The organism is Ensifer adhaerens (assembly GCF_028993555.1).
Lineage (GTDB): Bacteria > Pseudomonadota > Alphaproteobacteria > Rhizobiales > Rhizobiaceae > Ensifer > Ensifer adhaerens_I.
Map to the genome: position 1 here is coordinate 2541556 of NZ_CP118610.1, position 23220 is coordinate 2564775.

At 59.3% G+C, this 23220-nt stretch carries 22 protein-coding genes and 1 riboswitch; of the genes, 12 read left to right on the top strand and 10 right to left on the bottom strand.

Annotated features, from left to right (window positions below; genetic code table 11):
• Positions 1-3 precede the first annotated feature (3 nt).
• Positions 4-624: a TetR/AcrR family transcriptional regulator gene (locus tag PWG15_RS12375; protein ID WP_275020119.1), complete on the bottom strand. Its 621-nt coding sequence runs from the start codon at positions 622-624 to the stop codon at positions 4-6.
• Between the two features lie 82 nt (positions 625-706).
• Here PWG15_RS12375 and PWG15_RS12380 point away from each other — a divergent pair, with 82 nt between their 5' ends.
• The 3 genes from PWG15_RS12380 to PWG15_RS12390 are packed head-to-tail and all read left to right on the top strand — an operon-like array spanning position 707 to position 2501.
• Entirely contained in the window at positions 707-1543 is an 837-nt protein-coding gene (locus tag PWG15_RS12380; protein WP_275020121.1) for a crotonase/enoyl-CoA hydratase family protein, read from the top strand.
• A 32-nt stretch (positions 1544-1575) separates the two neighbouring features.
• Entirely contained in the window at positions 1576-1938 is a 363-nt protein-coding gene (locus PWG15_RS12385) for an ArsR/SmtB family transcription factor (RefSeq protein WP_275020123.1), read from the top strand.
• Positions 1935-2501 carry an SRPBCC family protein gene (locus PWG15_RS12390; protein ID WP_275020125.1) on the top strand — a complete coding sequence of 189 codons (567 nt, stop codon included), beginning with the start codon at positions 1935-1937 and terminating at the stop codon, positions 2499-2501. Before PWG15_RS12385 ends, PWG15_RS12390 begins: the two co-directional genes overlap by 4 nt.
• A 69-nt stretch (positions 2502-2570) precedes the next feature.
• Here PWG15_RS12390 and PWG15_RS12395 read toward each other — a convergent pair whose 3' ends face one another.
• A complete protein-coding gene (locus PWG15_RS12395) occupies positions 2571-3050 on the bottom strand; it encodes an anthrone oxygenase family protein (protein WP_275020127.1) in 480 nt (159 codons plus the stop codon).
• Complete coding sequence (locus tag PWG15_RS12400) at positions 3047-3877, bottom strand: NAD(P)H-binding protein (protein ID WP_275020129.1); 831 nt, start codon at positions 3875-3877, stop codon at positions 3047-3049. Before PWG15_RS12400 ends, PWG15_RS12395 begins: the two co-directional genes overlap by 4 nt.
• A 104-nt stretch (positions 3878-3981) precedes the next feature.
• Between PWG15_RS12400 and PWG15_RS12405 the strand changes: the two genes are divergently transcribed.
• The 3 genes from PWG15_RS12405 to PWG15_RS12415 all read left to right on the top strand — a co-directional run bounded on the left by PWG15_RS12405 (position 3982) and on the right by PWG15_RS12415 (position 6147).
• Complete coding sequence (locus PWG15_RS12405; RefSeq protein ID WP_275020130.1) at positions 3982-4674, top strand: TetR/AcrR family transcriptional regulator; 693 nt, start codon at positions 3982-3984, stop codon at positions 4672-4674.
• A riboswitch (cobalamin riboswitch) is annotated at positions 4673-4934 on the top strand. It overlaps the preceding gene by 2 nt.
• 41 nt (positions 4935-4975) lie before the next feature.
• Positions 4976-5152: a CbtB domain-containing protein gene (locus PWG15_RS12410; RefSeq protein ID WP_034791966.1), complete on the top strand. Its 177-nt coding sequence runs from the start codon at positions 4976-4978 to the stop codon at positions 5150-5152.
• A gap of 197 nt (positions 5153-5349) precedes the next feature.
• A complete protein-coding gene (locus PWG15_RS12415; protein ID WP_275020138.1) occupies positions 5350-6147 on the top strand; it encodes a CbtA family protein in 798 nt (265 codons plus the stop codon).
• A 51-nt stretch (positions 6148-6198) separates the two neighbouring features.
• Here PWG15_RS12415 and PWG15_RS12420 read toward each other — a convergent pair whose 3' ends face one another.
• Both PWG15_RS12420 and PWG15_RS12425 read right to left on the bottom strand, forming a co-directional pair.
• Positions 6199-7047: a (2Fe-2S)-binding protein gene (locus tag PWG15_RS12420; protein WP_275020140.1), complete on the bottom strand. Its 849-nt coding sequence runs from the start codon at positions 7045-7047 to the stop codon at positions 6199-6201.
• The gene (locus tag PWG15_RS12425) at positions 7044-8351 is read right to left on the bottom strand and encodes a glucoamylase family protein (RefSeq protein WP_275020142.1); all 1308 of its coding nucleotides are present in this window, start codon (positions 8349-8351) and stop codon (positions 7044-7046) included. The genes PWG15_RS12420 and PWG15_RS12425 overlap by 4 nt, the downstream gene beginning before the upstream one ends.
• A gap of 158 nt (positions 8352-8509) precedes the next feature.
• On the opposite strand from PWG15_RS12425, the gene PWG15_RS12430 reads away from it, so the two are divergent.
• The 3 genes from PWG15_RS12430 to PWG15_RS12440 all read left to right on the top strand — a co-directional run bounded on the left by PWG15_RS12430 (position 8510) and on the right by PWG15_RS12440 (position 10547).
• Positions 8510-9304: a DUF1194 domain-containing protein gene (locus PWG15_RS12430; RefSeq protein WP_275020144.1), complete on the top strand. Its 795-nt coding sequence runs from the start codon at positions 8510-8512 to the stop codon at positions 9302-9304.
• Positions 9305-9506: 202 nt separating this feature from the next.
• The gene (locus PWG15_RS12435) at positions 9507-10223 is read left to right on the top strand and encodes a GntR family transcriptional regulator (RefSeq protein WP_275020146.1); all 717 of its coding nucleotides are present in this window, start codon (positions 9507-9509) and stop codon (positions 10221-10223) included.
• Positions 10224-10307: 84 nt separating this feature from the next.
• Positions 10308-10547 carry a DUF982 domain-containing protein gene (locus tag PWG15_RS12440; RefSeq protein ID WP_275020148.1) on the top strand — a complete coding sequence of 80 codons (240 nt, stop codon included), beginning with the start codon at positions 10308-10310 and terminating at the stop codon, positions 10545-10547.
• Between the two features lie 120 nt (positions 10548-10667).
• Here PWG15_RS12440 and PWG15_RS12445 read toward each other — a convergent pair whose 3' ends face one another.
• Together PWG15_RS12445 and PWG15_RS12450 are read right to left on the bottom strand one after the other, a co-directional pair.
• Positions 10668-11684 (bottom strand): glycoside hydrolase family 26 protein, encoded by a 1017-nt coding sequence (locus PWG15_RS12445; protein ID WP_275020150.1) that lies wholly within the window; start codon positions 11682-11684, stop codon positions 10668-10670.
• 168 nt (positions 11685-11852) lie between these two features.
• Positions 11853-12206, bottom strand: a complete 354-nt coding sequence (locus PWG15_RS12450) for a hypothetical protein (RefSeq protein WP_275020152.1) — start codon at positions 12204-12206, stop codon at positions 11853-11855.
• 1792 nt (positions 12207-13998) lie between these two features.
• On the opposite strand from PWG15_RS12450, the gene PWG15_RS12455 reads away from it, so the two are divergent.
• Together PWG15_RS12455 and PWG15_RS12460 are read left to right on the top strand one after the other, a co-directional pair.
• A complete protein-coding gene (locus PWG15_RS12455; protein WP_275020154.1) occupies positions 13999-14874 on the top strand; it encodes a glycosyltransferase family 2 protein in 876 nt (291 codons plus the stop codon).
• A 130-nt stretch (positions 14875-15004) separates the two neighbouring features.
• Positions 15005-15871 carry a hypothetical protein gene (locus PWG15_RS12460; RefSeq protein WP_275020156.1) on the top strand — a complete coding sequence of 289 codons (867 nt, stop codon included), beginning with the start codon at positions 15005-15007 and terminating at the stop codon, positions 15869-15871.
• Between the two features lie 1425 nt (positions 15872-17296).
• Here the strand turns inward: PWG15_RS12460 and dgt are convergent.
• Both dgt and PWG15_RS12470 read right to left on the bottom strand, forming a co-directional pair.
• Positions 17297-18763 carry a dGTP triphosphohydrolase gene (gene dgt / locus PWG15_RS12465; RefSeq protein WP_275020158.1) on the bottom strand — a complete coding sequence of 489 codons (1467 nt, stop codon included), beginning with the start codon at positions 18761-18763 and terminating at the stop codon, positions 17297-17299.
• A gap of 19 nt (positions 18764-18782) precedes the next feature.
• Complete coding sequence (locus tag PWG15_RS12470) at positions 18783-18977, bottom strand: hypothetical protein (RefSeq protein ID WP_275020160.1); 195 nt, start codon at positions 18975-18977, stop codon at positions 18783-18785.
• Between the two features lie 356 nt (positions 18978-19333).
• Between PWG15_RS12470 and PWG15_RS12475 the strand changes: the two genes are divergently transcribed.
• A complete protein-coding gene (locus tag PWG15_RS12475) occupies positions 19334-20335 on the top strand; it encodes a S49 family peptidase domain-containing protein (protein ID WP_275020162.1) in 1002 nt (333 codons plus the stop codon).
• Between the two features lie 105 nt (positions 20336-20440).
• On the opposite strand, the gene ligD is transcribed toward PWG15_RS12475, so the two are convergent.
• The gene (gene ligD, locus PWG15_RS12480) at positions 20441-21445 is read right to left on the bottom strand and encodes a non-homologous end-joining DNA ligase (RefSeq protein ID WP_275020164.1); all 1005 of its coding nucleotides are present in this window, start codon (positions 21443-21445) and stop codon (positions 20441-20443) included.
• Positions 21446-23220 lie beyond the last annotated feature (1775 nt).

The window sequence follows — 23220 nt, forward strand, 5'->3', positions numbered from 1 at the left end:
GCTTCAGAATGAAGCCGACGCATGCTCCGACGACGCTTTCGCGCCGGAGGCGGCAAGTGCCACCTGCACCAGCGTCGCCGCTGCCTTGCCCGCCATTTCCATGTAGCTGGCATCCCGGTGCAGCAGCACCACGGCAAAACTGCCGTCGAGCAGCAGCAGGATCTGTTTTGCAAGCGTTGCGGGTTCGGATGCACCTGCTTCGGCAAAGGTCTCGGCCATCCACGCCTCGAACTTCTTTTTGTGGGCGGCCCCGATACGGATCGCCGGATGGCCCGGCATGTTGGCAAGTTCGGCCGAGGTCCGCAGGAAGCCACAGCCCTTCCATTTCGGGTGGCGCGCCGCCCGTGCCAGATTGACGAACATCGCCTCGACCTTGATCGGCAGATCCCCTTCCGCTTCGCCGTACCATTTCCGAAAGAGCTTGAGATTGGGCTGGTCGCGACCTTCGAGATAGGCGGCAATCAGTTCGTCCTTGCTCTCGAAATGATAGTAAAGCGTGCGTTTGGTCACGCCCGCCTCCTCGGCCACCGCATCGACGCTGACGGCGCGGATGCCCTCAGCATAGAAGAGTTTTGCCGCAGCGGCGACGATCGTGTCCCGGGTCGATTTCTCTGCTTGCGCCATCGCGATGTATACCGACTAGTGAATATACATGACATCCTCCTTCACCTAGCGTCTCCGTGTCAACACTTGCCGGAGAGCAACCATGTCCAACACCGTGCTGATGCAGATTTCCGAGGGCATCGCCCTGCTCACGCTCAACCGCCCACAGAAGCTCAATGCCCTGAACTACGAACTGATCGACTGGCTCCTCACCCTTCTCGACACGATCGAGGTCAACGACAAGGTTGGCGCTGTGATCATCACCGGCGCCGGCGAGCGCGCCTTTTCCGCCGGCGGCGATATTCACGAGTTTTCCGAAAGCGTGCGCCAAGGCGTGAACCCCGCCGTGCGCGATTTCGTCAGGCGCGGCCAGCGGTTGACGGCGCGGCTCGAGGCCTTTCCGAAGCCGGTGATCGCCGCCGTCAACGGTATCGCCTATGGCGGCGGCTGCGAGATCACCGAGGCCGTGCATCTGGCCATCGCCAGCGAACACGCCCGCTTTGCCAAGCCGGAAATCAAGCTCGGCATGCCGCCGACCTTCGGTGGGACGCAGCGGCTGCCACGCCTTGCCGGCCGCAAGCGCGCACTCGAACTGCTGCTGACGGGAGAGGATTTTTCGCCCGAGCGCGCCCTGGACCTGGGGCTCGTCAATGCGGTCGTCGCCCACGAGGACCTTATCCCCGCCGCCCGCGATTTGGCCAAGCGCATTATGCATCACTCCCCCCTCGCCGTTCGCTCAATCATCACGGCCGTGACCCGCGGCCTCAACATATCGATCGCCGAGGGCCTGCAGATGGAAAGCGAGCAATTTGCCCAGGTGGTGCCGACCGACGACCTTTCGGATGCGCTTGCCGCCTGGAAGGGACGACGCATCCATGAAGACGGCCCAAGCACCGACTTCTTCTCGTTACTCAGGAGAAACGTTCAACCTAACGGTTGACAATTGCGTCGACCGAAGAGATATTCAACAACATGGTTGAATATCAGAATGAACGTCTCGATGCCGTGTTCCACGCGCTTTCGGATCCGACGCGCCGCGCCATGCTCCAGAACCTTTCGCAAGGCGAGAGACTGGTCGGCGAGCTTGCGGCGCCCTTCTCGATCTCGCTGGCCGCGGCATCGAAGCACATCAAGGTGCTGGAAGGAGCAGGTTTGGTGCGCCGCGAAGTGAAAGGCCGCACGCATGTGTGCCGGCTCGATGCCGCGCCGATGCATGCCGGCATGGAGTGGATGCGCCACTACGAAGCCTTCTGGCGCAGCCGCATCGACGCACTCGAGGCACTGCTTCTCGCCGAAGACGCAACTGCTCAAACAGACCCGGAGGAAAAGCCATGACTTCGCGTTCCACAGCCTTTGCCAGCGCCGACTACGGCCGTGTCGTTGCGCCCGATGCGGTGCGCATCGAGCGCCTTCTGCCCGGCCCGATCGAGCGGGTCTGGTCCTATCTGACCGACGAAACCAAGCGCCGGCTCTGGATGGCATCGGGCACGATCGGCTCGACCGAGGGGGCTGCTGTCGAACATGTGTTCCGCCATTCGGAACTGACGACGGCCGACGACCAGCCGCCACAAAAATACGCCAGCCACGCCGGCGAGGTTCGCAATCACGGCCACATTCTCGCCTGGGAGCCGCCTCGCCTGCTCGCCTACAGCTGGAACGAGGAAACCGACACACCGTCGGAGGTCCGCTTCGAACTCAGCCCGCGCGGCGACAAGGTGCTACTCATGGTCACCCATACCCGCATCGCCAATCGCGGGATCATGACCAGCTTCTCTGCCGGCTGGCACGTGCATCTCGACCTGTTGCGCGATCTCCTGGAAGGAGAACCGCCCGCAGCCTTCTGGAGCAAGTTTACAGCGCTCGAACAGGAATACGACGCGCGGATCCCGAAAGGCTGACCGCCTGACACGAGAGGACTCCGCAGAGGATACGCCGGCAAGGATAGACCGCCTTGCCGACGCTTTTCGTCAAGCGCGGGCGAAGCCGAGGATGAAGAGCGCCAGTGACCCGATCGATGCGAAGGTACGCACGTGGTTCCACCAGACCCAGTCGGTCAGGTACCGCCCAAGCCAGAGGTCATTTGCCGCCTGCCCGGGAGCGGCGGCCCCAAGTGCGTCGTTCATCGGCACGTTGAAGACAATCGTCACCAGAAGCACGCCGACGACGTAGAAAATACCGCCTGCGGCCAGCAACCACCGGCCCTCGCCGCCAGAGAAGAAGGCGACGACGATAAGCGCCAGAGCAAGCAGCGCCGTGCCCATGAAGGCGCTGAGGAAGATCGGGTTCTGGATCACGACATTGATGGCGTTCATCGCGGCGATCCCCTGCTCCGGCGGCAGCCGCGACAGGGCCTGCATGATGCAGACCGAGAAGATGAAGAACAGTCCGGCCATCAGGCCGGAACCGATCGCGGCGGCAAACGCCAGAGCGGGGATCAGCGGGATCATGCGGCAATACTCCATACACCGGTTGCTGCGGTCTCCCGGGCGTAGGTTGCAAAGTCACGCGGACGCCGCCCAAGCACGCGCTCGACATCGGACGTCACACTCGAATTGCGCCCGTCGAGCACCGAGGTGAAGAGATAGCGGATGAGTTCGACATAGTCATCAGGCACACCGTCTGCCTTGAGCTGTGCGACGAAGTCGGCAATCGGCACAGACTGATAGGAGATCGGGCGGTTGGCAGCCGCGGCAATTTCGGCCACGGCGTCGGCAAAGGTCATGAGCCGTGGACCGGTCAGCGAATAGACCTTGCCGACATGGCGCTCGTCGAGAAGAGCTTCAACCGCGACGTCGGCAATGTCATCGCAGCTGACGAACGGCTCGGTAACTGTGTCCGCGGGCAGGAACACGGAACCGCTCAAGACGCCATCGGCGAGGAAGCCTTCGTCGAAGTTCTCGAAGAACCAGCTCGCCCGGATGATCGTGCACTCAGCGCCGGAAGCCTGCAGCGCACGCTCGGCCGCTTCCGCCTCGTCCTCGCCGCGCCCCGACAGAAGCACCAGCCGCTTGATGCCCGCACCGACGGCAAGGTTTGAGAACTTGCGGATGGTCTCGACGGAGCCCGGCACCGCCAGGTCCGGCTGGAAGCAGACATAGATACGATCGACATTTTCAAGCACCGGCGCCCAGGTCGCCTCGTCCGTCCAGTCGAAGGAGGGTGACGCCGAACGGGCGCCGATGCGCACCGCAACACCACGCTCCTGGAGACGCTCGGCAACGCGCCGCCCCGTCTTGCCGGTACCACCCAGAACCAGTGTGATCTTCTGAGACATCGTTTCCTCCTTAGGGCTCATCAATAAATGTGAGTATCGCTCACATTTGCAAATGTGATAAATCCTCGTATTTTAAGAGTCAAGACAAAATGTGAGCATTCCTCATGATTTCAGACGTAAGCCCGTCCGCAATCCCCGCCGAAGACGAGACCGCGTTGCGCCGGACACCCAGCCAGAAACGCAGCCGCGAGCGTGTCGAACAGATCCTCGCCTGCGCGACGGCGCTCATTCAGGAGAAGGGCAGCGACGCCATGCGCATGAGCGAAGTTGCTGAAAAGGCTGGAATTTCGATCGGATCGCTCTACCAGTACTTCCCCGACAAGGCGGCGATCGTGCGCACGCTGGCCGAGCGCTACAATGCGGTGTGCAACGAGTGCATCGGCGCTGAGCTCGCCAAGGTCACATCGCTCGAAGAATTGCGTGATGCCTTCTGCGTGCTGTTCGACATCTATTACGACATGTTCCTGGCCGAGCCCGTAATGCGCGACATCTGGTCGGCGATGCAGGCCGACAAGGCGCTGCGCGAGGTCGACCTGCTGCAAAGCCGCGCCGGCGGAAAGCTTCTTGCCGACGTCTGGGCCCGGCTTGTGCCCGATACGCCGCGCGAAACGATCGACAGTGCCGCCTTCCTGATCATGCATCTTGGCGACTGCACGATGCGGCTTGCCGTCTCGGTGGAGCGCCCGGAGGGTGACCAGATCGTCGAGGCCTATAAACGCATGATCATCCGCGATTTTGTCGCGGATGGACCGGGCGGCGGCGCAAGTCCAATTGACATCTTGGGGGTGCGCTCCTAATCATCTGAGATCGATTGGTTCCCGGGACGCGAACGTGTTTCGGGAGTAAACGGGAATGTGACGGATGGACCCAAGCTGGGCATTCAAATCACGGCCGACCCCGCGACTGTAGAACGACGTTGACCTGCCATTCCGGGGCGCCCCGGAAGAAGCCACTGGAAAGACCGCGAGAGGGCGGCCGGACTGGGAAGGCGAGGCAGATCCAGGGCTTCCCGCCCAGCGCCGTGAGCCAGGAAACCTGCCACTCGATGCGGGCATAGGGCCCAACCGGGAATTTCCCGATGCCATCACGGAGGTTGTCATGGCTACGTCTACCATTTCGAGCACCCCGCTCTCCCTCAGCGATCGTCTGACCGCTGGCGTCATTGCGCTTTTCATCGGCGCATTCCTCGTGTTCGGCGCCGGCCTTGCCAACTCGGCCGTGCTGCACGACACCGCACACGACACCCGCCATTCCTACGGCTTCCCTTGCCACTGACCGATGTGCCGGAACGTAACGCACGTTCCACATCGAAAAATCTGCGGACCTGAACGCATCCGGCCCGTGCCGGATGTTGGCGCATGCATTGTCCGGTTCATCCGGCACACGCCAGCCACCCGCAGAGCAGATAAAATGGGAAGGCTTGCAAACCACGCCGCAGCGCGTGGCTTTTGCCGTTATCGAGGGACTTCAAGATGATTGTCAGAACGCTTCTGGCCGCGATCGTGGCTGGAATGATTGCCGGTGTCTTCATGACCGGCGCCCAGGAACTTAGGGTCACGCCGCTGATTCTGCATGCGGAAGAATTCGAGGGCGAGGCTCCGGCGGCCACCGAACAGCCCGCGACCCAGCCTGGAACCACGCAGCCTGCCGCCGAGGGGCACGACCAGCATTCGTCGCTGAAGGCGGTTTCGCCGCTTTCCGCCATGCTCGACGCCCTGTCGCCGATCACCCCGGCCTACGCACATGAGGGCGAACACGAGGAAGGCGGCATCATGTTCGGCATGAGCCGCTTCTCCGGCACGCTGATCGCCAACCTCGTCACCGGCTCCGGCTTCGGCCTGCTTTTGGCCGGCGTCAGCCTGGTGATCGGCTACCCGATCACGCTCAGGAACGGTGCGCTCTGGGGCGCCTGCGGCTGGCTTGCCGTGCACATGCTGCCGGCAATCGGCCTGCCGCCGGAACTTCCGGGCTTTCCGGCCGCCGAACTCGGCGACCGCCAGACCTGGTGGCTGGTGACGGTGGCGCTTTCAGCCGTCGGCCTCTACCTCGTCGTCCTGCGCGAGGAGATCGTGTCGAAGGTCGTCGGCCTGGTGCTGATTGCCGCGCCCCACGTCTACGGCGCGCCGCAGCCGGTGGATATCACCAGCAACGTTCCGGCTGTGCTCGGCGCTGAATTTGCCGTTGCCGCCCTTGCCACCACGCTCGCCTTCTGGATCGTGCTTGGCGTCGTCTCCGGCTTCATCAACGAGCGTTTCGTCAAGGCGAACTGATCCGGCCGCCCCCTGCCCTCCGTGGGCAACTGAATAATCAGACGGCGGGGTTCAGGCCCCGCCGTTTTGCATGAGATGGGCTGCGAGCCGCGCGCGGCGATCGGCCGGCTCCAGCAGGACACAAGTATCGCAGAAGCTGCCGCCTTCCGTCCGGAAGTACAGGCAACAGCCGCAGCGGATCCGATACTGGCGCGACAGCCGCTCGCCGCCTGCCGGATCACTGGCAGTGATTTCCTCGTAACAGAGCTCCTCCGAGAACAGCCGCGAGCCCCGCCGCTTGACGATCGCCAGCGCCTCGGCCATGCCGCGCGCCTCATCGCCGAGCGCGCGCCCGAGCTCCAGGAAGGCGCCGGCAAGGGCATCCGCCGCCAGCCGCCACTGCGCCCCGGAGGAAAGCCCGGTGCGCTTCTTCAGCACCGTAATGATCGGCGCCAGATGAGCGGTGAAGCGGCGTTCAAAAGCGCTGATGCTGCCCACCTCCAACGGCCGTTCCAGCCGATCGAGGCGGAAATGGTAACGCTTGCCGACAACTTCCCGGTCTTGATGGAGCCGGCTCCAGTCTTCAAAGCGAATGCCGGCGATCTCGACCTGAAAACCCGCGCCAAGATGGAACGCGCCGAGAACGACGCTCAGTTGGCGGCCATAGAAGGCAATCAGATGCGCTGCCCGGATGCGGTCCGTCATGCCGATTGCGAAACAATCCTGATAGGCAAGGCCCGTCGCGATGCCTGCCCCGCCGTCCGCCCAGAAGGCCTCCGGGACGTCGAATGCGCTGTCAGCCGGGCCAAGCGAGACACCGGCGTCCGGAAACTGGGCCTGCAACCGCTCGACCACGGCCAGCGCCTGCGGCGGATTTCGCTCCACCGTCTGCGCCGTCCGCTGGTGGTCTCTCGAACTCATCTTGTCTCCGTCGCCAGCCAGCCGCCACTAAAACCCGCGCGCTGAAGACCACGCCGGATCGCAGGCAGGCTCCGTGTCAGCTCCCACACGAAGCCGCTTCGCCAGTTCTCGATCATCATCACGACGAGCCCTTGGTCAAGGCCGACGACGCGGTCATCGACCCACCCTTCCGGCCCATCGCCGGGAAGGCTCGGATTGAAGCCACCGGGAAAGCGCCCTTCTCTCAAAAGCCCGGGATAGGCGGCCGCGACATGGTCGAGGGCCGATAGTGACGCATCCGGCTCGAAAGGCAGACAGGCCACCGCTGCCCAGGGCACGAGCGTACCGTCATCCGGACCGAAGGGTGCGCCGCGATTGGCGTAACCCAAAAGCCGCTGCCAGCGTCCGTCCTTCAGGCGCAGCCGGCCGCGTGGCGCGTGGCAGGCACTGAGACCCCAGAGATGCCAACCATAGCCGGCAAACCGGCCGGGATTTCGCCGCGCATGGTCACGCTGAAACGCGATGGCGCGCCGGGTATTATCGAAGCAATCCGTGCCCTTCTCCCGCATCGACCGATCGCCGAGACCGCGAAGATCGAGCCATGCCTGTGGGAACAGGTGGATGAACAGCGGCGCCGCATGGAGATGAGGCTCGCCATTGGCCGCGATCCAGTCGTAGCCCTCCGCAAAGGCGGCGTAGTGCTCCGGCCCGATCGCATGATCACCTGCCCCGAGCGCCAGCACATGGAGCAGCAGCGCCTCGCTGTAGCCCCGCCAGCGGTGTTTGAGAAACCGCCCGGGCGGACGCCAACCCATCGTCAGTGTGTCACCCCTGTTCAATGCCCAACGCCAGTCGACCCGCGCATAGAGCTTTTCGGCAAGCATGCGAATCTCGCCTTCATCCGCATCCGTGCAGGAGAAATAGGCGGAAACCGTCAGCACGCCGGCTATCAGCAGCGCCGTGTCGACAGTCGAGAGTTCGCTCCGCCAGGTGCGCTCGCCGGTCCGCATGTCGAGAAAGTGATAGTAGAAACCGCGATGCCCGCTCGCCCGCTGGTCGCGAGACTGCGGGCTCTCGGCCAGGAAGCGCAGCACCGTCAAAACCCGTCCGATCGCCTCCCGGCGCGATATCCATCCGCGCTCGACACCGATGGGATAACAGGAAAGGCCGAAACCGGTCGCCGCGACGCTCGATGGCGCAGCCCGAAGCGACGTATCCGCGATCAGCCCGGTCACCGGATCGGCATGATCGAGAAAGTATCCGAACGCCGCCCTCTGCAGACTATCGATCTGAAATATATCGGTATTTTCCGTCGGCCTCAACATTCCGCTCTTCCGGACCCTGGCCCCAGTCACAAGCATTTCTGGGCAAGCCCCGGCAAAATCACTCTTTATTGAAGGCCAACTACACCCAAAGGGTCCCCGAAAGCCAATCCTGTGTTACATTCTTCTAATCTGACCGCGCGCAATGACTGGTTGAAGCGATGTTGAGCGTGTTGGCGTTGATCCTCTCATTGAGTGGCGGCCCGAGCCCATCGACCGCCGCGTCGACGGATGTCGATGTCGAACTGATCCTGGCCGTCGATATGTCCGGCTCGATGGATCTCGATGAGGCGCGCATCCAGCGCGCCGGTTACGTGGAAGCGCTCCGGCACCGCGATTTCCTCGATGCGGTCGCAAGCGGGCAACTGGGCAAGATCGCCATCGGCTATTTCGAATGGGCCGGCACGGTCAATGAATCTTCCGTCGTCGCCTGGCAAGTAATCTCCACCGCCGCCGACGCCGATGCCTTTGCCAAGCTGATCGAGGCGCGACCGGTCGGCACCCGGCGCGGCACGTCGATCTCGAATGCGATCACCTACGGTACGATGCTGATCGATTCGAACGCCTTCAACGGCATACGCCGGGTCATCGACGTCTCCGGCGACGGCCCGAACAATATCGGCCCGCCGGTCATTCCCGCCCGCGAGACGGCGGTCGCCCGCGGCATCACCATCAACGGGCTGGCGATCCTCATTCGCCCCTCGGTCTCGACCGGCCCGCTCGACCAGTATTACGCCGAATGCGTCATCGGCGGCCCCGGGTCCTTTGTACTGCCGGTGCACGAGCCGGAGGATTTTTCGATCGCAATTCGTCAGAAGCTGGTGCTCGAAGTCAGCGGCCTGCCGCCGCCGCCCACCGTCCGCCTGGCCGACGCCCTTCCGGCATCCGACTGCCTGATCGGCGAGAAGCTCAGGCCCGGTTTCCTAGACCGCGTCTATCCCGAACTCGACAAGTAACCCTCGCCCCCTGCAGCACCGTGCGTGCTATCAGACGCGCAATGCTCGCTGCAGCACTTTGAAGCACTGCATGTCTTGTCCTTAAATCCGATGCGCTTCAAGGAAACACGCAGTTGTCAGCGCGCAACCCCTACGCGTCAGATTGTCGTTTCCCTTCGCTTCGCCCGGCGATAAGATGGGATGTTGTTTCGCGGATCGATTCATGTCCTTGACCACCACGCCTCCACCGGCCGACATGGCCACCGACACCGATATTGGTAGTCAGCATATCCGCGACACCTTGCGCGATGCGATTGTCGAGCGGCGGCTTGCCCCCGGCACCAAGCTTTCGGAAAGCGATGTCGGCGAGCTCTTCAATGTCAGCCGTACACTGGTGCGCGCAGCCCTCCAGGCACTCTCCTACGAAGGCCTCGTCAGCGTCGAGAAGAACCGCGGCGCCTTTGTCGCCCACCCCTCGATCGACGAGGCACGCCAGATTTTCGCGACCCGCCGGCTGATCGAGCCCGGCGTCGTGCGGGCTGCAGCGCCGAATGTCGGGAAGGCCGAGCTCGCCGAGCTTCGGCGCATGCTGGCAGCGGAGCGGCAGCTCACCGAACAGCGCGGCCACTCGGCCCGCCGCGCCGAAATCAAGGCATCTGGCGATTTTCACCTGGCGCTCGCCGAGCTTAGTCGCAATGCCATCCTTCACCGTTTCATGGATGAACTCGTCGCCCGCTCCTCGCTGGTGATTGCGCTTTACGGCCAGTCCACAGTTTCGAGCTGCGGCCACAACGAACACGACGAGATCGTCAACGCGCTGGAACGCGGCGACATCGACGCGGCCGCCAAGATGATGGTCCATCATATCGACCACATCGAAGCCGACCTTGACCTTCGCACCCATAAGTCGAGCGACCTCAAGGCCGCACTCCAGCTTTAGAAAAAAGTCGGCAATCCGACGGAACCATTCCCGCGCCACAGCGTTGGCCTCGCGCTCGAAAAAGACTGAGAACGAGGAATGCAAATGAGCGAGAAGTTATTCGCCACTCCCATCCCCCTCCGATTATCCGCAAAACGGCAGACCGTCGTCAGAACGGTCTTCGAAGCCGTCGAGTTGCTGCGGCAATGGCCGGGGCGTCGCGGACGGGAGTACCGCGCGGCTCTCAGGCGCTGCCTGGACGCGCTGGATGGATTGACAAGCACGGACCGGGCCAGCCGCTGCTTTGCTGCCGCTGCCCGCGAATCGGGCCTGCTTCTGGCCTGACGTGGAGCCCCCAAGGTCCGTGGATCGGGTCTCTCACGATGCGCCGAAGGACGATCGGCGCATCGCTCTCCCAAAAAGCGCACGGAACAAGCGCGGCTGCACCTTTGACGAAACAGGCGATCAGTCGTCGAGTTCGGCCGCTTCCTTCGTCCGACGGTCGGCAAGCGCCTTCAGCGCTTCCTTGTCGAGACGCCAGTCCGGCGAGCCGTAGCGGAGCGGCCATTTGTAGGGCTCCTTGTCGTTGAAGAACACGACGGTGGTGAGTAGCGGAAAGGCCCGGCGATAGGTCTGCTGGTCAAGGATTTCCCTGTACCAGGCGCGCCTGTAGTCGGCCGAGCCGGAGACGCCGAGTTCAGCGATCATGACCGGTTTGCCGAAGCCCGCGACGCGCCGGTACTTTTCGCTCAGCGCTTCGCCGAAGCGACGCTCGCGGCCCCAATAGTCGACATCCATCTTCTGCAGGCCCCAGACGGGGATCCCGATCACATCGACGACGTCGTCGCCCGGATAGTAACCGGCGAGATTGCGGTGGCCCTTCGGCGACCAGACGAACCGCGCCTCCGGCGCCAGCGCCCGGCATTTGGCGACGAAGTAACGAAACGCCTTCTTGTAGCCTTCCTTGTCGCGACGCGCCCAGGGATAGCGGCCGTCGGGGTCCTCCATCTCGTGGCCCCAGCGCACATAGACCGGGCCATCGAAGGCGGCAGCGCGGGCACAGACGTCGCCGATCTCGCGATCGAAGCGACCGTTGCCGATATCGGCAAACAGCCTTTCGCCGCCGGCGCGCCAGTCGGCCGCGTGGGTATAGGGCTCGACCGAGAGCATCAGCGCCCGCCCCTGCCGCGCCGCGATCGCGATCTTGCGCTTCAACAGCGCCCTATCCGGCTTCTGCCAATAGACGAAGACGTGTTCGAGCTCGAGCGCATCGCTGTCTGCAACGGCGTCATGCGGATCGTAGACGCCGACGACGACCGCCCGCTCCCTCGCACTCTTTGTCGGCGGCGAGATAGCCGCAGTCATCAGCGCCCGGTCGATGCCATCGGCCGGATCATCCGCGCGCGCTGTCGGTGATCCGGCGGCGGCAACAAGCGCCAGCGTTCCCGCAACAAGGGCTGATCTCAAAAGTCTGGCGGACAACGCACATTCTCCGGCGGATCGTCTCGCGACGCCGCAAATGAAACCGGACACGTCACGCGTGCGGCGGTGAGAAGCTCACCGCCCAAAAGGGGATCGCCCCGATCCCCAAACGATCCGAGGCGGTCTCACCGCCCTGGAATTACGCAGACTTGAACAGAGACAGTCCCGCTAGAGCGAAGCTCTCAGGAAGCAGTGCGACGTGCGACCGAAGCCGCTCGGCGAGCAGATATAGGGAGCACGACCCAGATAGCTGGCCGCACTCTTCTTCACCGGCTTCGGCGCGACCACACCCTCGTCAGCCTCGGCGACCCGCAACTGCTTCTCTTCCTTGCGGATCTTCACCGAAGGGCTTGCATAGGCGCTGGAATGGCTCGACGAAAACAGCGGCGTTTCACCGATGACCGTCGACGAGCAGCCGGCGGACACGAGCAGAAGGCCAAGAATGGAAGCGGTCGGTACGAGATACTTGAAACCCGAAATGGTGGTTCGGCATTCGCCGGCACATGCGGTCTTATCTCGCATAAGCATCCTTTCGAATTAGCGGCTATTGCCGCCTGGTGCCTCCTTTGGGGGATATGGCGGCATTGTTCAACCCCCTCTCCATTATAAATTGCTTAAATTAACAAACTCTTTCTTAGGGTTTCTTCCAAGGGTTGCAGCTGAGGGCACTGACCCAAGCGCCAACGCGGCCGCAGATTGACCGCACACCACGCTCGGGAGGCAGCATCAGGATCGGGAAGACAAAGCAGAAAAACCAGATGCTTGCCCGGCAGAGAACGCGAAGGCGACGCGTGCTCCATCAGCCAGCCCGCCCACTCCACCGACCACTACGCCCGGTGGCAGATGCGACAACAGCAACGCCGGAGGGTTCGCAAGGAAAAATGCCGCACGAAAGCGGAAAATCGGCGGCAAGGTCGCCGCAAACGCCGCACCGACCGCTCAGGCGGCACGCCATGGAAACGCAAGCAGCGCCATATTCCTCATTTTTAGCTATCGCGCATTTACAGTTCCTTGACCTCTGACAGCCATTTTGGTGCCAGGCGCAACATGTTTGAGCGTATGCGCCCACTCCAAAACTGCCCGCGTCCTGCGGGCATTTTTTTGCCGTGCGCTGGCTTCGCCAAAAGTCCCGGAGCGTCCGTAGCTGCACGCACCTTCCTGCCCCTTGCCGACTTTTAGTCTTCTCCTTGAGATCGACCTCAGACCTAGGTCCGGTGCGCCCTCGCAAAGGTCCGAGCTGCGTTGCCCGTTCCGAACGCTTTCGCCATGTTGATTGAGCGCCACGCCCGAATCGGACTGCCCTCCGTCGTCGGCGCTAGCGATCCCAGAGCGCACGCCCCAGCCCCAAGCGATGAGGCGCTCTGGGATCCACCCACCCGCGGCACCTTTCCCGAAATCGTCCTGGCATTTCTGCGTTTGGCGACCCGCCTGGATCGCGGGCCTCCCGACCGAACGGGAGAACCTGAGATGAGCGAAACCAGCAGCGCCGGACGAAGGCGAGCAAAAATTCCCGCGTGCGAGGTCGTCCTAGTGGGTCCGAAGATGTTAAGGAAATCGTAAAAGATCAATCAGTTACCGAAAAGTTGGACAAAAATCGTTGTGCTGATCTTCTTATGTTTTCTGTTTGGTTCTGTCCCACAAATCGGCGCGAAATTCTCCGTCTGGCTATGAGTTACCTTCACAATCACTGAGGGAAATTGCGGCAACGCTAGAAGCGAGAAACTAGTTGTTGGAAGCGGTTTCTCTCTACACCTTTCAACCCTTTCCACTTCAGAAGAGCGCACTGGATGGACGAACTTAAGCGCACCCTCACCCGCGAAGAGCTTCATGAACTCGTCTGTTCAAGACCGATCCTGAAGCTCTCCCAGGAGCACTGTCTATCCGACAGGGCTCGGTAAGATCTGCGAGCGCCATCTCGTACCCACTCCCCCCGCGGGGCTACTGGGCGAAGCTGGAAACTGGACAGCCAGTCAAGAAGACACCGCTTCGAAGCGTGGAAAACAAGGATCTGCGCACGGTCCACATTGGACACCGAAGCAGATTAGCGAGATTATATTGGCAGCGCTGGCGTCTGCAAAGGCGGAACGAAAACCCACTGCCAAGGAACGCAAAAAGCAGGCTGAATCGCAAGTGCTCAATGCGAAGAGTTTCGAACTGCCCGATGTTGACCAGCCGATACATGTCTACCACCAGTCAATCGCTGCGACCGTCCAGAAGCTTCAGAAGGCAAAGCCCAGGTCACAGATTGCTCTTTTCAACACCCTAATATAACCAGACCTCAAATTAGGGGTTCCGGTGCCAGATGAAACTTGTAATGACCTTGTTGGTGAGGAATGAGGCCGACATTATTAAGGAGAACTTGGACTTTCATTTTCGCAAGGGCGTTGACCATGTTATTGCTACGGACAACGGCTCAACCGACGAAACCGTTGACCTGTTGCTGCCGTACATCCATTCGGGTGTTCTGACACTCCTTCACGAACCGGAAGACAATTACGATCAGGCCAAATGGGTCACGCGAATGGCCATGATAGCCGCGCGGGACATGGGAGCAGACTGGATTCTCAACAATGATGCGGATGAGTTTTGGTGGTGTGCGGACGATAGCCTGAAAGATCTTCTCGCGAACGCCCCCGGCAACGTCAGCTATCTTCCGCGGCAAAATATGTTGCCATCGCCTCGATGGGCGACCGGCAACCCGTTGGTCCATATGACATATGCCGTGGTCAAGCCGATCGATACGGGCTCGTCGTTACCGACACTGAACAGAATTGGGCGCAAAGCGATTGTGCGCTCCGAGGGGCTGCTATCCATCGGAATGGGCAATCACGATGCCAGTTTCAGCGTCGAAAAGGTTTTGTTCGATGCGCCAATAATCGGATTTCACTATCCTATTCGTAGCTTCGCCCAGTTTGAACAGAAAGTTCGCCAAGGCGGGGCAGCGCTTGAGCGAAACACCGAGTTGTCCCCGGCTATGGGCGCCCATTGGCGCCGTTGGTTTGACATGTATAAAGATGGTGAATTGCGCAGGGAGTACGAGCAGTTGGCACCTACAGCGCAGAAACTCAAGTCGCTTAGGGCTGGCGGCATCGTCGGGCAAGACAGAAGAGTTCTAAACGAATTTCTGTCGACCAAGGGGCCCGCGGTACGCGCCCTGTTAAAAGCGAAGAATAGATTTCAAACATTTTGATTGGCACTGATCGCTTGGCTGCCTATGCGAACCCTTGCAGCTTTGCATATTGACTGAGCCGCAAAAACGAATTTAGGGCTGGTGTAGTTCCGCTGATTGCGGCAACAAAACGCGAGGCGGGGGCTTCACAATGAACCTACTAACAGGGCTCGCCCGACTAATCCGGCGCGCCAAGGCACCGGACCTCGTTTCCTTTTGGCATGGTCCCATTGATGCAATGACTTACGGTTGCCTTGCTTCTTTCCCCTACTATGGCGCGCGCCTTCGCGTTTATTCCTACGATGACAGCATCCAAGTCCCTCCGGGGATTGACCTGGCTGACGCGCGCGAGATTTGCTCAGACGCGAGCTTAGTCGACCGTTACATAGTCGATGGAAAGGTTGAATTCTCGAAATTTTCCAATCTCTTCCGCTATTTGCTGGTCCAGAAAACAGGATGCTGCTGGGTCGACTGCGACTTTATTTGCTTAAGGCGCCCTGAATTTCAGAAACACGAGATGGCCTTCGGATATCAGTTGGGCAAAGACCATCCGGCAGCCATCAACGGAGCAGTGCTCAAGCTCCCGCGAGAGCACGCTGTGCTTACCGAGCTGATCGAGCATGCGCGCGGCGTCGTGGACCTGGACCAGCACTGGGGCGTTATTGGGCCACGGCTAATCACCCCGAAATTTAACGAAGCCGGTTTATCGAAGTTTGCAAGCTCGACGGTTGACTACTACCCGATATCGCATCTCCATTTCTGGAAACTGCTGCTGCCCGAAGAGCGAGAAAACGTCGAAGCCGCCACCCGTTCTTCCAAGCTACTGCACCTTTGGCATCACATGTTCGAAGTCGCAGGCTACAACAAGGAACTTGCTCCCCCCAAGGGGTCCTACGTATACGATGCATTGGAGCGCGTTGGCGCATTGCACCGCTTCAGTGGAGCTTACGATACCGATCACCTGAAGATACAGCTCAACGGCTGGCTGCCCGCAGAATCGAAGTTGCTGGGCAGCTAGGAGGCGACGGTCTTCTTCTCGGGAGGAACACGCATGTCAGAGGCGACCCGCTATGAGATGGAGATGAGCGAATGTCGCCAAGGGACCGCTCCTCTGAGAGCGCCCCGCCGACAGAGAGAGCGGTGTTGACCGTAACATCGCTGGTAAACGTCTTTTCCGCTAAAGAGCTTGGCAACCGAGCGACCGCGATTGTGCCCGTCGCTAGGTCGCTTGCGACCCAGAGGACGCCACCGCCGCGAGCCCAAGCGCTGGACGACGAAATAGCAGTCCACCCTTTCCACGGCAAAAGCGAACTGGCGCTGCAGGAAACTAGCACATCGCTCTGGAACAAAACGACGACAAAATTGCCCCACCGCCTCAAAAACCGAGACAAAAATCAGCAATAAAATCTAATAAATCAATATCTTAAAGGGGATATGTGGCCCGCCACAAACGTCTGAACTGACGCCTACCGTGAATCAAGCACTTAGCGTCGCGGCCACCACAACCAGTTAGACCAGCCGCCACATACCTTTGATCAGATGATCTCTCACCGCCACATTCCCTTGAACCTTGATACAGAGCCTGACAATAAAAGGAATAATCGCGGGGTCTTCTGCGAGCCACGATATCGACACTTCGTTTGAGGCCTTCGAAGCGAACGAGGCATTGGAAGAACTCGTTGCCTCTATCCGACATGATCTGGACGCGAGAAAGCCGCACGCGGCATTGGACAGACTTCACACATATTGCATGAAGCGGCTCGCATCGCTTTTGAGCAAGCACGGTGGCGGAAATGAAGAACTCGAGTCCCAAAGCGATGTCTTGGATTTCCGGGAAGCAGCCATCTCTCCGCGGGAAATATCAAAGACTCCGAAAGGTGGAAGGCCGTCAGCACCGCAAGCATGAAGTCGCGACGAATGCACATTTTCGATTAAATTTCAATTAGTTGATGGTGATTCAGATTTATGCCAATCACCCCTCACTGTGGAAAATCACTATTTTGTGAGTTGACGGATTTTCCCTAAAATCTCGCCTATCGTCCTCACTTCGGAACCACCTCGGGTCATCCCGTGGCGGTCTTTTTTTGCCTAAAGCGTTCAGATGTTGATGGCGGCCAATTCAGACGTTCGTGGCGCGCCAGAAGGTATTGGTGGGCCCGGAGGGCCTGCGAAGATCGAAAGAAATCAATTGGCTACCAGATCGGTTAGCCAACGCAGTTCAGCGAATGTTCTCGGTTTTTGGCGAACCCCAGAATGGTAGCGCTGGACCGTCTCACACCGTCCCCCCGCTTTTCGATCCGTAAATCTATCGCGTAGTGGTGGGGCCTGGAGCTATATGCGACAAGGAAAATGTATCGCATTTTGTGCTCCAATTGCCTGGAAAGGTGCAATCGGCACCCACCCGTCCCTTGACTAGTTTGGAGGGACTCTGAGAGCGGTTCGCCTATAAAGGCTTGTGCATTGTCATTCCGTTTGCGCCGAACAACCGGCTGTAAAACTCCACTGCATACCTGTCGGTCATTCCGGCGATGAAGTCACATATCGTCCGGTGGCGGTTCACGTCATCACCCTGTTGATAGACTTCGCGAAAATCCTTCGGCAGTAGACGGTCCCCACCGTCAGCCTTGATCGCATCGAAAATCTTGATGATAATATCTTTTCCTCGAAACTCTACGACTTGCAGCGCAGGATCCCGAATAACGGCTTCGTATGTAATGTTCTTCAGGACTTCGACTATAATGAAAGTCTCATACTCTAATCGCACATTGCTAAGTTGAGGATACTTTTCGTTAGGGATTACTTCAATTCCGTTTAGGAACATCTGTATCAACGAGGAAGTGAGTGCGGTGCGATGATAGCCGTTTTCTGCCATCAACTGTGATCGCTGCTGAGCATCAACCGCAAAGTACATTTTCTTTGCTTCTGGCTCAATGTCTCTATCTTTCAACAAGCGGCGGTCATCGGTACTGAAAGCGAAAACCTCAAAGAATACATAGTGCAATATTTGATGCACATCGCTTTGCGTTATCGACCCATCAGTCTCAGGGTACTGTTTCTTAATTCTAGAGTTGATGGTATTGACAACAGCCTCATATATCTTCGGATTTAGGGCAAACAGATCGAGAGGCCTCAGAAAGCCGCTCTTAAATACATCCTCAAGATCATATGTAGAGTACGCGATATCATCCGCGATATCCATAATTGTGCATTCGACGGTCTTGAATTTACCTTCGAAATCGTCGCCTACAACCGCCCTTTTTATATCTTCAACTATTAGGGCGTCACTCTTATAGTATCCCTTGACGACTTTATGCGGACCACTGGCCCGATCGTTCGCCCGTTCAGGGATGATCGAATCGTATTTAAGAATAGAAGCGAGGCTGCGGTACGACAGATCGAGCCCAGCGCGATCATCAGCGCCATCCTGCCCGAACGGACTATAATCGCCCGCTGTGGTCAGCGTAGCCTTTTTCTCAAGCCGCGTCAGAATGCGAAGCGTTTGAGCGTTGCCTTCAAAACCGCCATGATTTTTCATGCATTGGTCGAGAGCCTCTTCACCGTTGTGCCCAAACGGCGGATGGCCCAGATCGTGGGCCATGCCGGCAAACTCTACCAAGTCTGGTTGAATATTTCGGCCAGGCTCTTTGAAGAACTCATTTTCGTGATTCAGCCTGATGGCAATAGACTTTGCAATCTGCGCGACCTCCAAAGAGTGCGTCAAGCGATTGCGAAAGAAGTCGCCTTCGTGGCCAGGGAAAACCTGCGTTTTTCCTTGGAGGCGCCTGAAACTCGCGCTGTGAATTAGCCGAGCGTAGTCTCGACGCCAAGCGGTTCGGAATGTCTCTGAGCCACCGGCCTTTTCGAGGCCCGCAACGCGCCCCTCATCTTCAAGGGAATACAAAGGGCGCATTGTCTACTCTGCTCTACAATTACTTATGCTTGGATGTTACGAACATACCGGCTTCGGCAGCCTTGTCCTTAATGATTGTCCACCGCCCGGATGAAGCATTCTCGGCGGCATCCTTCAATGTGCGCAGTTCACGCATTACGGTACGGTAGATAGGATTGTTGTCGGTTTCAGTGGCTATTTCGCCCTTCGACCGTGACGCGGCTTGCTTCGTCATGAATCAATCTCCCTTCCCTGACGTTCCAACGCTAGGCTACACTCCTGGCCATTGGAAGCACTTTTCACTTACCTCGGCAGTTTGATCGCGCGTCGTGTAAATCGCGTTAACTACGTACGCACAATGCCCGACGCGTAATCAGGTTCCGACTAGTGGCCACAACGCGATACTCCGGAGCGCAAACGCACGTCAAGCGGCGCATTGCACGACAAATCGTCGCTGACGCAATCGACAGATGCTGGAACTCCTTCCGCCGCCGCAGCATCTATTCGATGAACATAGCGCGTGGACCATGTTGACGCGCGCGTGTTACGCACTAAAGATGCACCCGAGGATAGTGGCACAGGTGGGGCATTTTGATAGACGTAGTTGAGGCCGAGTTCGAGCGGTCGATAAAGGCTGTTGCCGAAACATATGATGCGGACATTTATCTTTATTCAGGCACCATAGATCACGCGGGATTTGGCAAAGTTGTAGAGGCTTTCGCACCCGGTGGGCGTACGAACGCATTGCTCATCTTGACCACGAATGGGGGGCTTGCCAACTCCGCCTATAAGATCTCGCGGTTCTTTCAATGCCAATATGAGCGCTTCATTATCTTCATTCCGAGTGTGTGCAAGAGTGCTGGAACTCTCCTCGCGATCGGAGGACATCAACTGCTGATGAGCACTTTTTCCGAGCTGGGCCCGCTTGACGTCCAATTGTACGAGCGTGACGAGATTAGCGCGCGAAAATCGGGCCTACTTAGCCACTCGGCTTTCGAAGCGCTGAAGTCGGAGACATTCGCTCTCTACGAACACTTTCTGCTCTCGATTAAGCAACGGAGTTCAGACAATATCAGCTTTCCGATCGCATCGGAGGTTGCCGGAGAGATGGCGTCAAAGGTCATGACACCCATTTTCGCCCAGATATCGCCATCGATACTCGGCAGTGACTATCGAGACCTGCAGGTCGCGATAGAATACGGCGACCGCCTCGCTTGGCATAGCGAAAACATTTCTCCTGTTGCGGTTCGGTTCTTAACGGAACAATATCCATCGCACGACTTTATTATAGACAAGCAGGAAGCCGAGAAATTATTCGATGAGGTCGACGGCCCGAGCCCTGAATTATGGACGCTGATTAAGCACCTGAAGGATTTCGTGTTCACCCCGCACGAACCAACTATTGTCATTAATCTTAACTCGTTTCTGGAGGTCGAGGAAGATGAGCAGCCAACTGACGAAAATGTCGCATCCTCAGCGGAAGAGGTCGACGGAGCCGGAATGGATGGTAGCGAAAACCCAGATCGCCCTAGGTCTAATAGAACGCGCAAGCAAAGACGTGGCCCTTCAGAACCTGATACGCCCGAGGAGTAGTGCCGAGCACTTTCGACATCACGAAAGCCTCTACGGGCTGGTCAAACACTGAACATGAAAACCCCGCCTCGGCGGGGTTTTTGTTCGTGCAATTTGTTGCACCGGTCACCGTTCCGCCGAGGCAGCGGACCCGATATCCTTCATCTCGTAAACTTCAGTTGGCCCCTCCATCTCCCTCACACCCTTGAACGAAGGGTGTCGAAGCTTTCCATCTTGTGTCCAGGCGCGATACTCGATGTCGGCCACCAGCAGCGGCCGCACGAAGACAGCGCCCTTTCGCTTCAGGGCAACAGGCGGCCGATCGACCGGGATCGCGTTTAGCAGCTCGCGGAGTATCGTCGATTCCTGATTACTCCAACCTGTGCCGCACCCTCCGACATAGGCGAGATCATCGCCCCTCCTCGCTGCGAGCAGCAGACGACCGATTGCCCCTGGCACCGTCGACGGCTCGTATCCTACGATCACAAAACTGTCGCGCCGCGCGCATTTGATCTTGAGCCATTCCGGCCGACGCTCCGATCGGTATGGCGCGTCCCGCCGTTTGGCGATGATGCCTTCAAGCCCGTGTTCGCACGCGACCCGGAAGAATTCGGCGCCGTCGGCGTGCATTTCCTCGGAGAACCGTATCGCGCCAGTCCTGCCGGCGACGATCGGCTCGAGCAAACGTCGGCGCTCCGCCAGCGGCAGTGACCGCAAGTCGTGGCCGTCCAGGTAGAGGAGATCGAAGGCATAGAAAATGATCTCGCTCGATTCATGCAGGCTCGGCTTCTTGCCGACCGCACGCTGCAGCAGCTCGAAATCCGATCGGCCATGGTCATCGAGAACGACCGCCTCGCCGTCGATGATCATGGAGGAATGGCCAAGTTGGCGCGCCTCTTCGACGATCGGGCCGAACTTCTTCGTCCAGTCATAACCGCCGCGCGTGATCGCCCTCACCTCTCCCGACTCGACATGGACGGCGAGCCGGTAACCATCCCACTTCACCTCAAAGGCCCACTCCGGTCCTTTCGGCGGCTTGTCAACGAGGGTCGCGACGCATGGCTCGACGCGCCGCGGCATCGGATCTGCCGGCGGAGCTGGTGGCGGCTTCTGCTTCGCTGTTCTGGCCATGCAGCCATTAACGCACAGTTCCGCGAAATCGTCTCATTGACTCTCGCGATCACGAGAACATAGTAAGAACATTCAAATGAGGTACCGAACATGAGTGACGAAGGCGGCCCAACAAAAAAGACCGAAAGTGGCCCTGTTACGCACCTCTGCGAACTTCCAGGCTGCAAGAAGTGGGGCGGCTTCGGCTTCGCAAACGGTAGAGCGGCGCCAAACTGGTACTGCTTTGAGCACAAGCCGGAATGGAAGAAGGCCAATGCCTAGAGGCGACGCCTGGTGGCTGTCCGAACTCGTCTTCAAGGTGCAGATCGAGTGCGAATGTGGGCTCAAGAAGCAGTACGACGCTAAAGCCCTCCTCGACCGGATCGGCGATGAGCGCATGCCCAGCCTACTCCCCCGGCTCGCGCGCGCAAACGGATGCACGAAGACGGAAAATCAGATCCGCGAGCGTTGCAAGCTTCATTACACCCACGCGCTCCCCGAGGAACAACCGCCCTCCCGACGGCTCCGGCCGGCAATAGCGCGGCGCCGGCCGGGAAACCCGAGGAAATCACCTTCGCCAATCTGCCGGAGTGGTATGACCTATTCTGCCACTGCAAGCGCTGCGGGCGCGTGCGCCGGATAGACCGGAATGACCTCGCGCGCCGGTTCGGCAAGGCTCAGTCGATCATGGCTCTGGAGCGACGCATGCGGTGCACGACGTGCCGAAACAGCGACGGCAATACGATCAAGGTTGGGAAGCTGAAGCGCTAGTGTTCAGCGATGAAACAAACGCGCTGGAACCAGTTGCCGCTACGACCGTTTACAGGAACGGCGCCCCGAGTGTCCCCTTCCCCCTACTTCGGGCCCTGTATATCAGCACACTCTCTCTTGGCCCCTTAGTCGCATTCGGGGCCATTTTTCTGAGCGAGCTGCAGCCGCAATCGAGTACTCACTCAAGGAACCACATCCCGCTCAACGAGTTTGAACTTCACAAGGAGTTCCGACGATGATTTTAATTCCGCCCAAGTTTGACTGCCGAGGAGGCGAAGGCTCTGACGCCTCAGGGCTGATCGCTTCCATCAGGTATGCGTTGGCTGCCGAGGCGCCGTTCGATACGCGAGGACTCTGCTTGAGGTCGCTTGGAACCATCGTGGTTATCGAAGGCCAAGTTACGGAGCCCGATGGCGACGACTTCGTTCGGCGGGTGGCTGAGGACATCGCCGGGGCAGATCGGGTCGTCGTGCGAGTTGGTTGCCCGCGGCCCTCTCAGTCGTAATTTCCGAACCGCTGCGGAACCTTTCCGCCTGATTTGCGTTCCAATTGTCTTGATCCCACAACCCCCGCTCGGGATCAATGCTTGCAGACGTCACTCTCCATCCCCAGAGTGAGATCCAAGAGTAGCCTCTGGCCTCGTCAAGCCCCCTCGACGAGGCCTTCATTTTTGCTCGACTCGAAATAAAGGAGCCTCCTCCGGGGTGGCGGAGGCTCCCTGGGGCTGTGCGCGACTACAAGCAATATATGCAGCCGCCCCTCATATGCTACGCCTCAGCGTTAACACCACAACTCATCCATTCTGGGTAAAAAGACAACTCCGACAGTGCGGAGGAACTACGCAACGCCCTCGGTAGGCCCCATCTAGCGGGGACACTGATGGCAGGTGGGGCCCAGAGGCGCCTTGATCGGGTCGATGATCAAGAGCATATTTAAAACTTGGGTCAGCGAAAAAGGTTCCTCCATCGGACCTCAGTCCCACAGAGACCTCGCATAGGTCTTAGTTTCGTTGTCGCGCGTCCTCC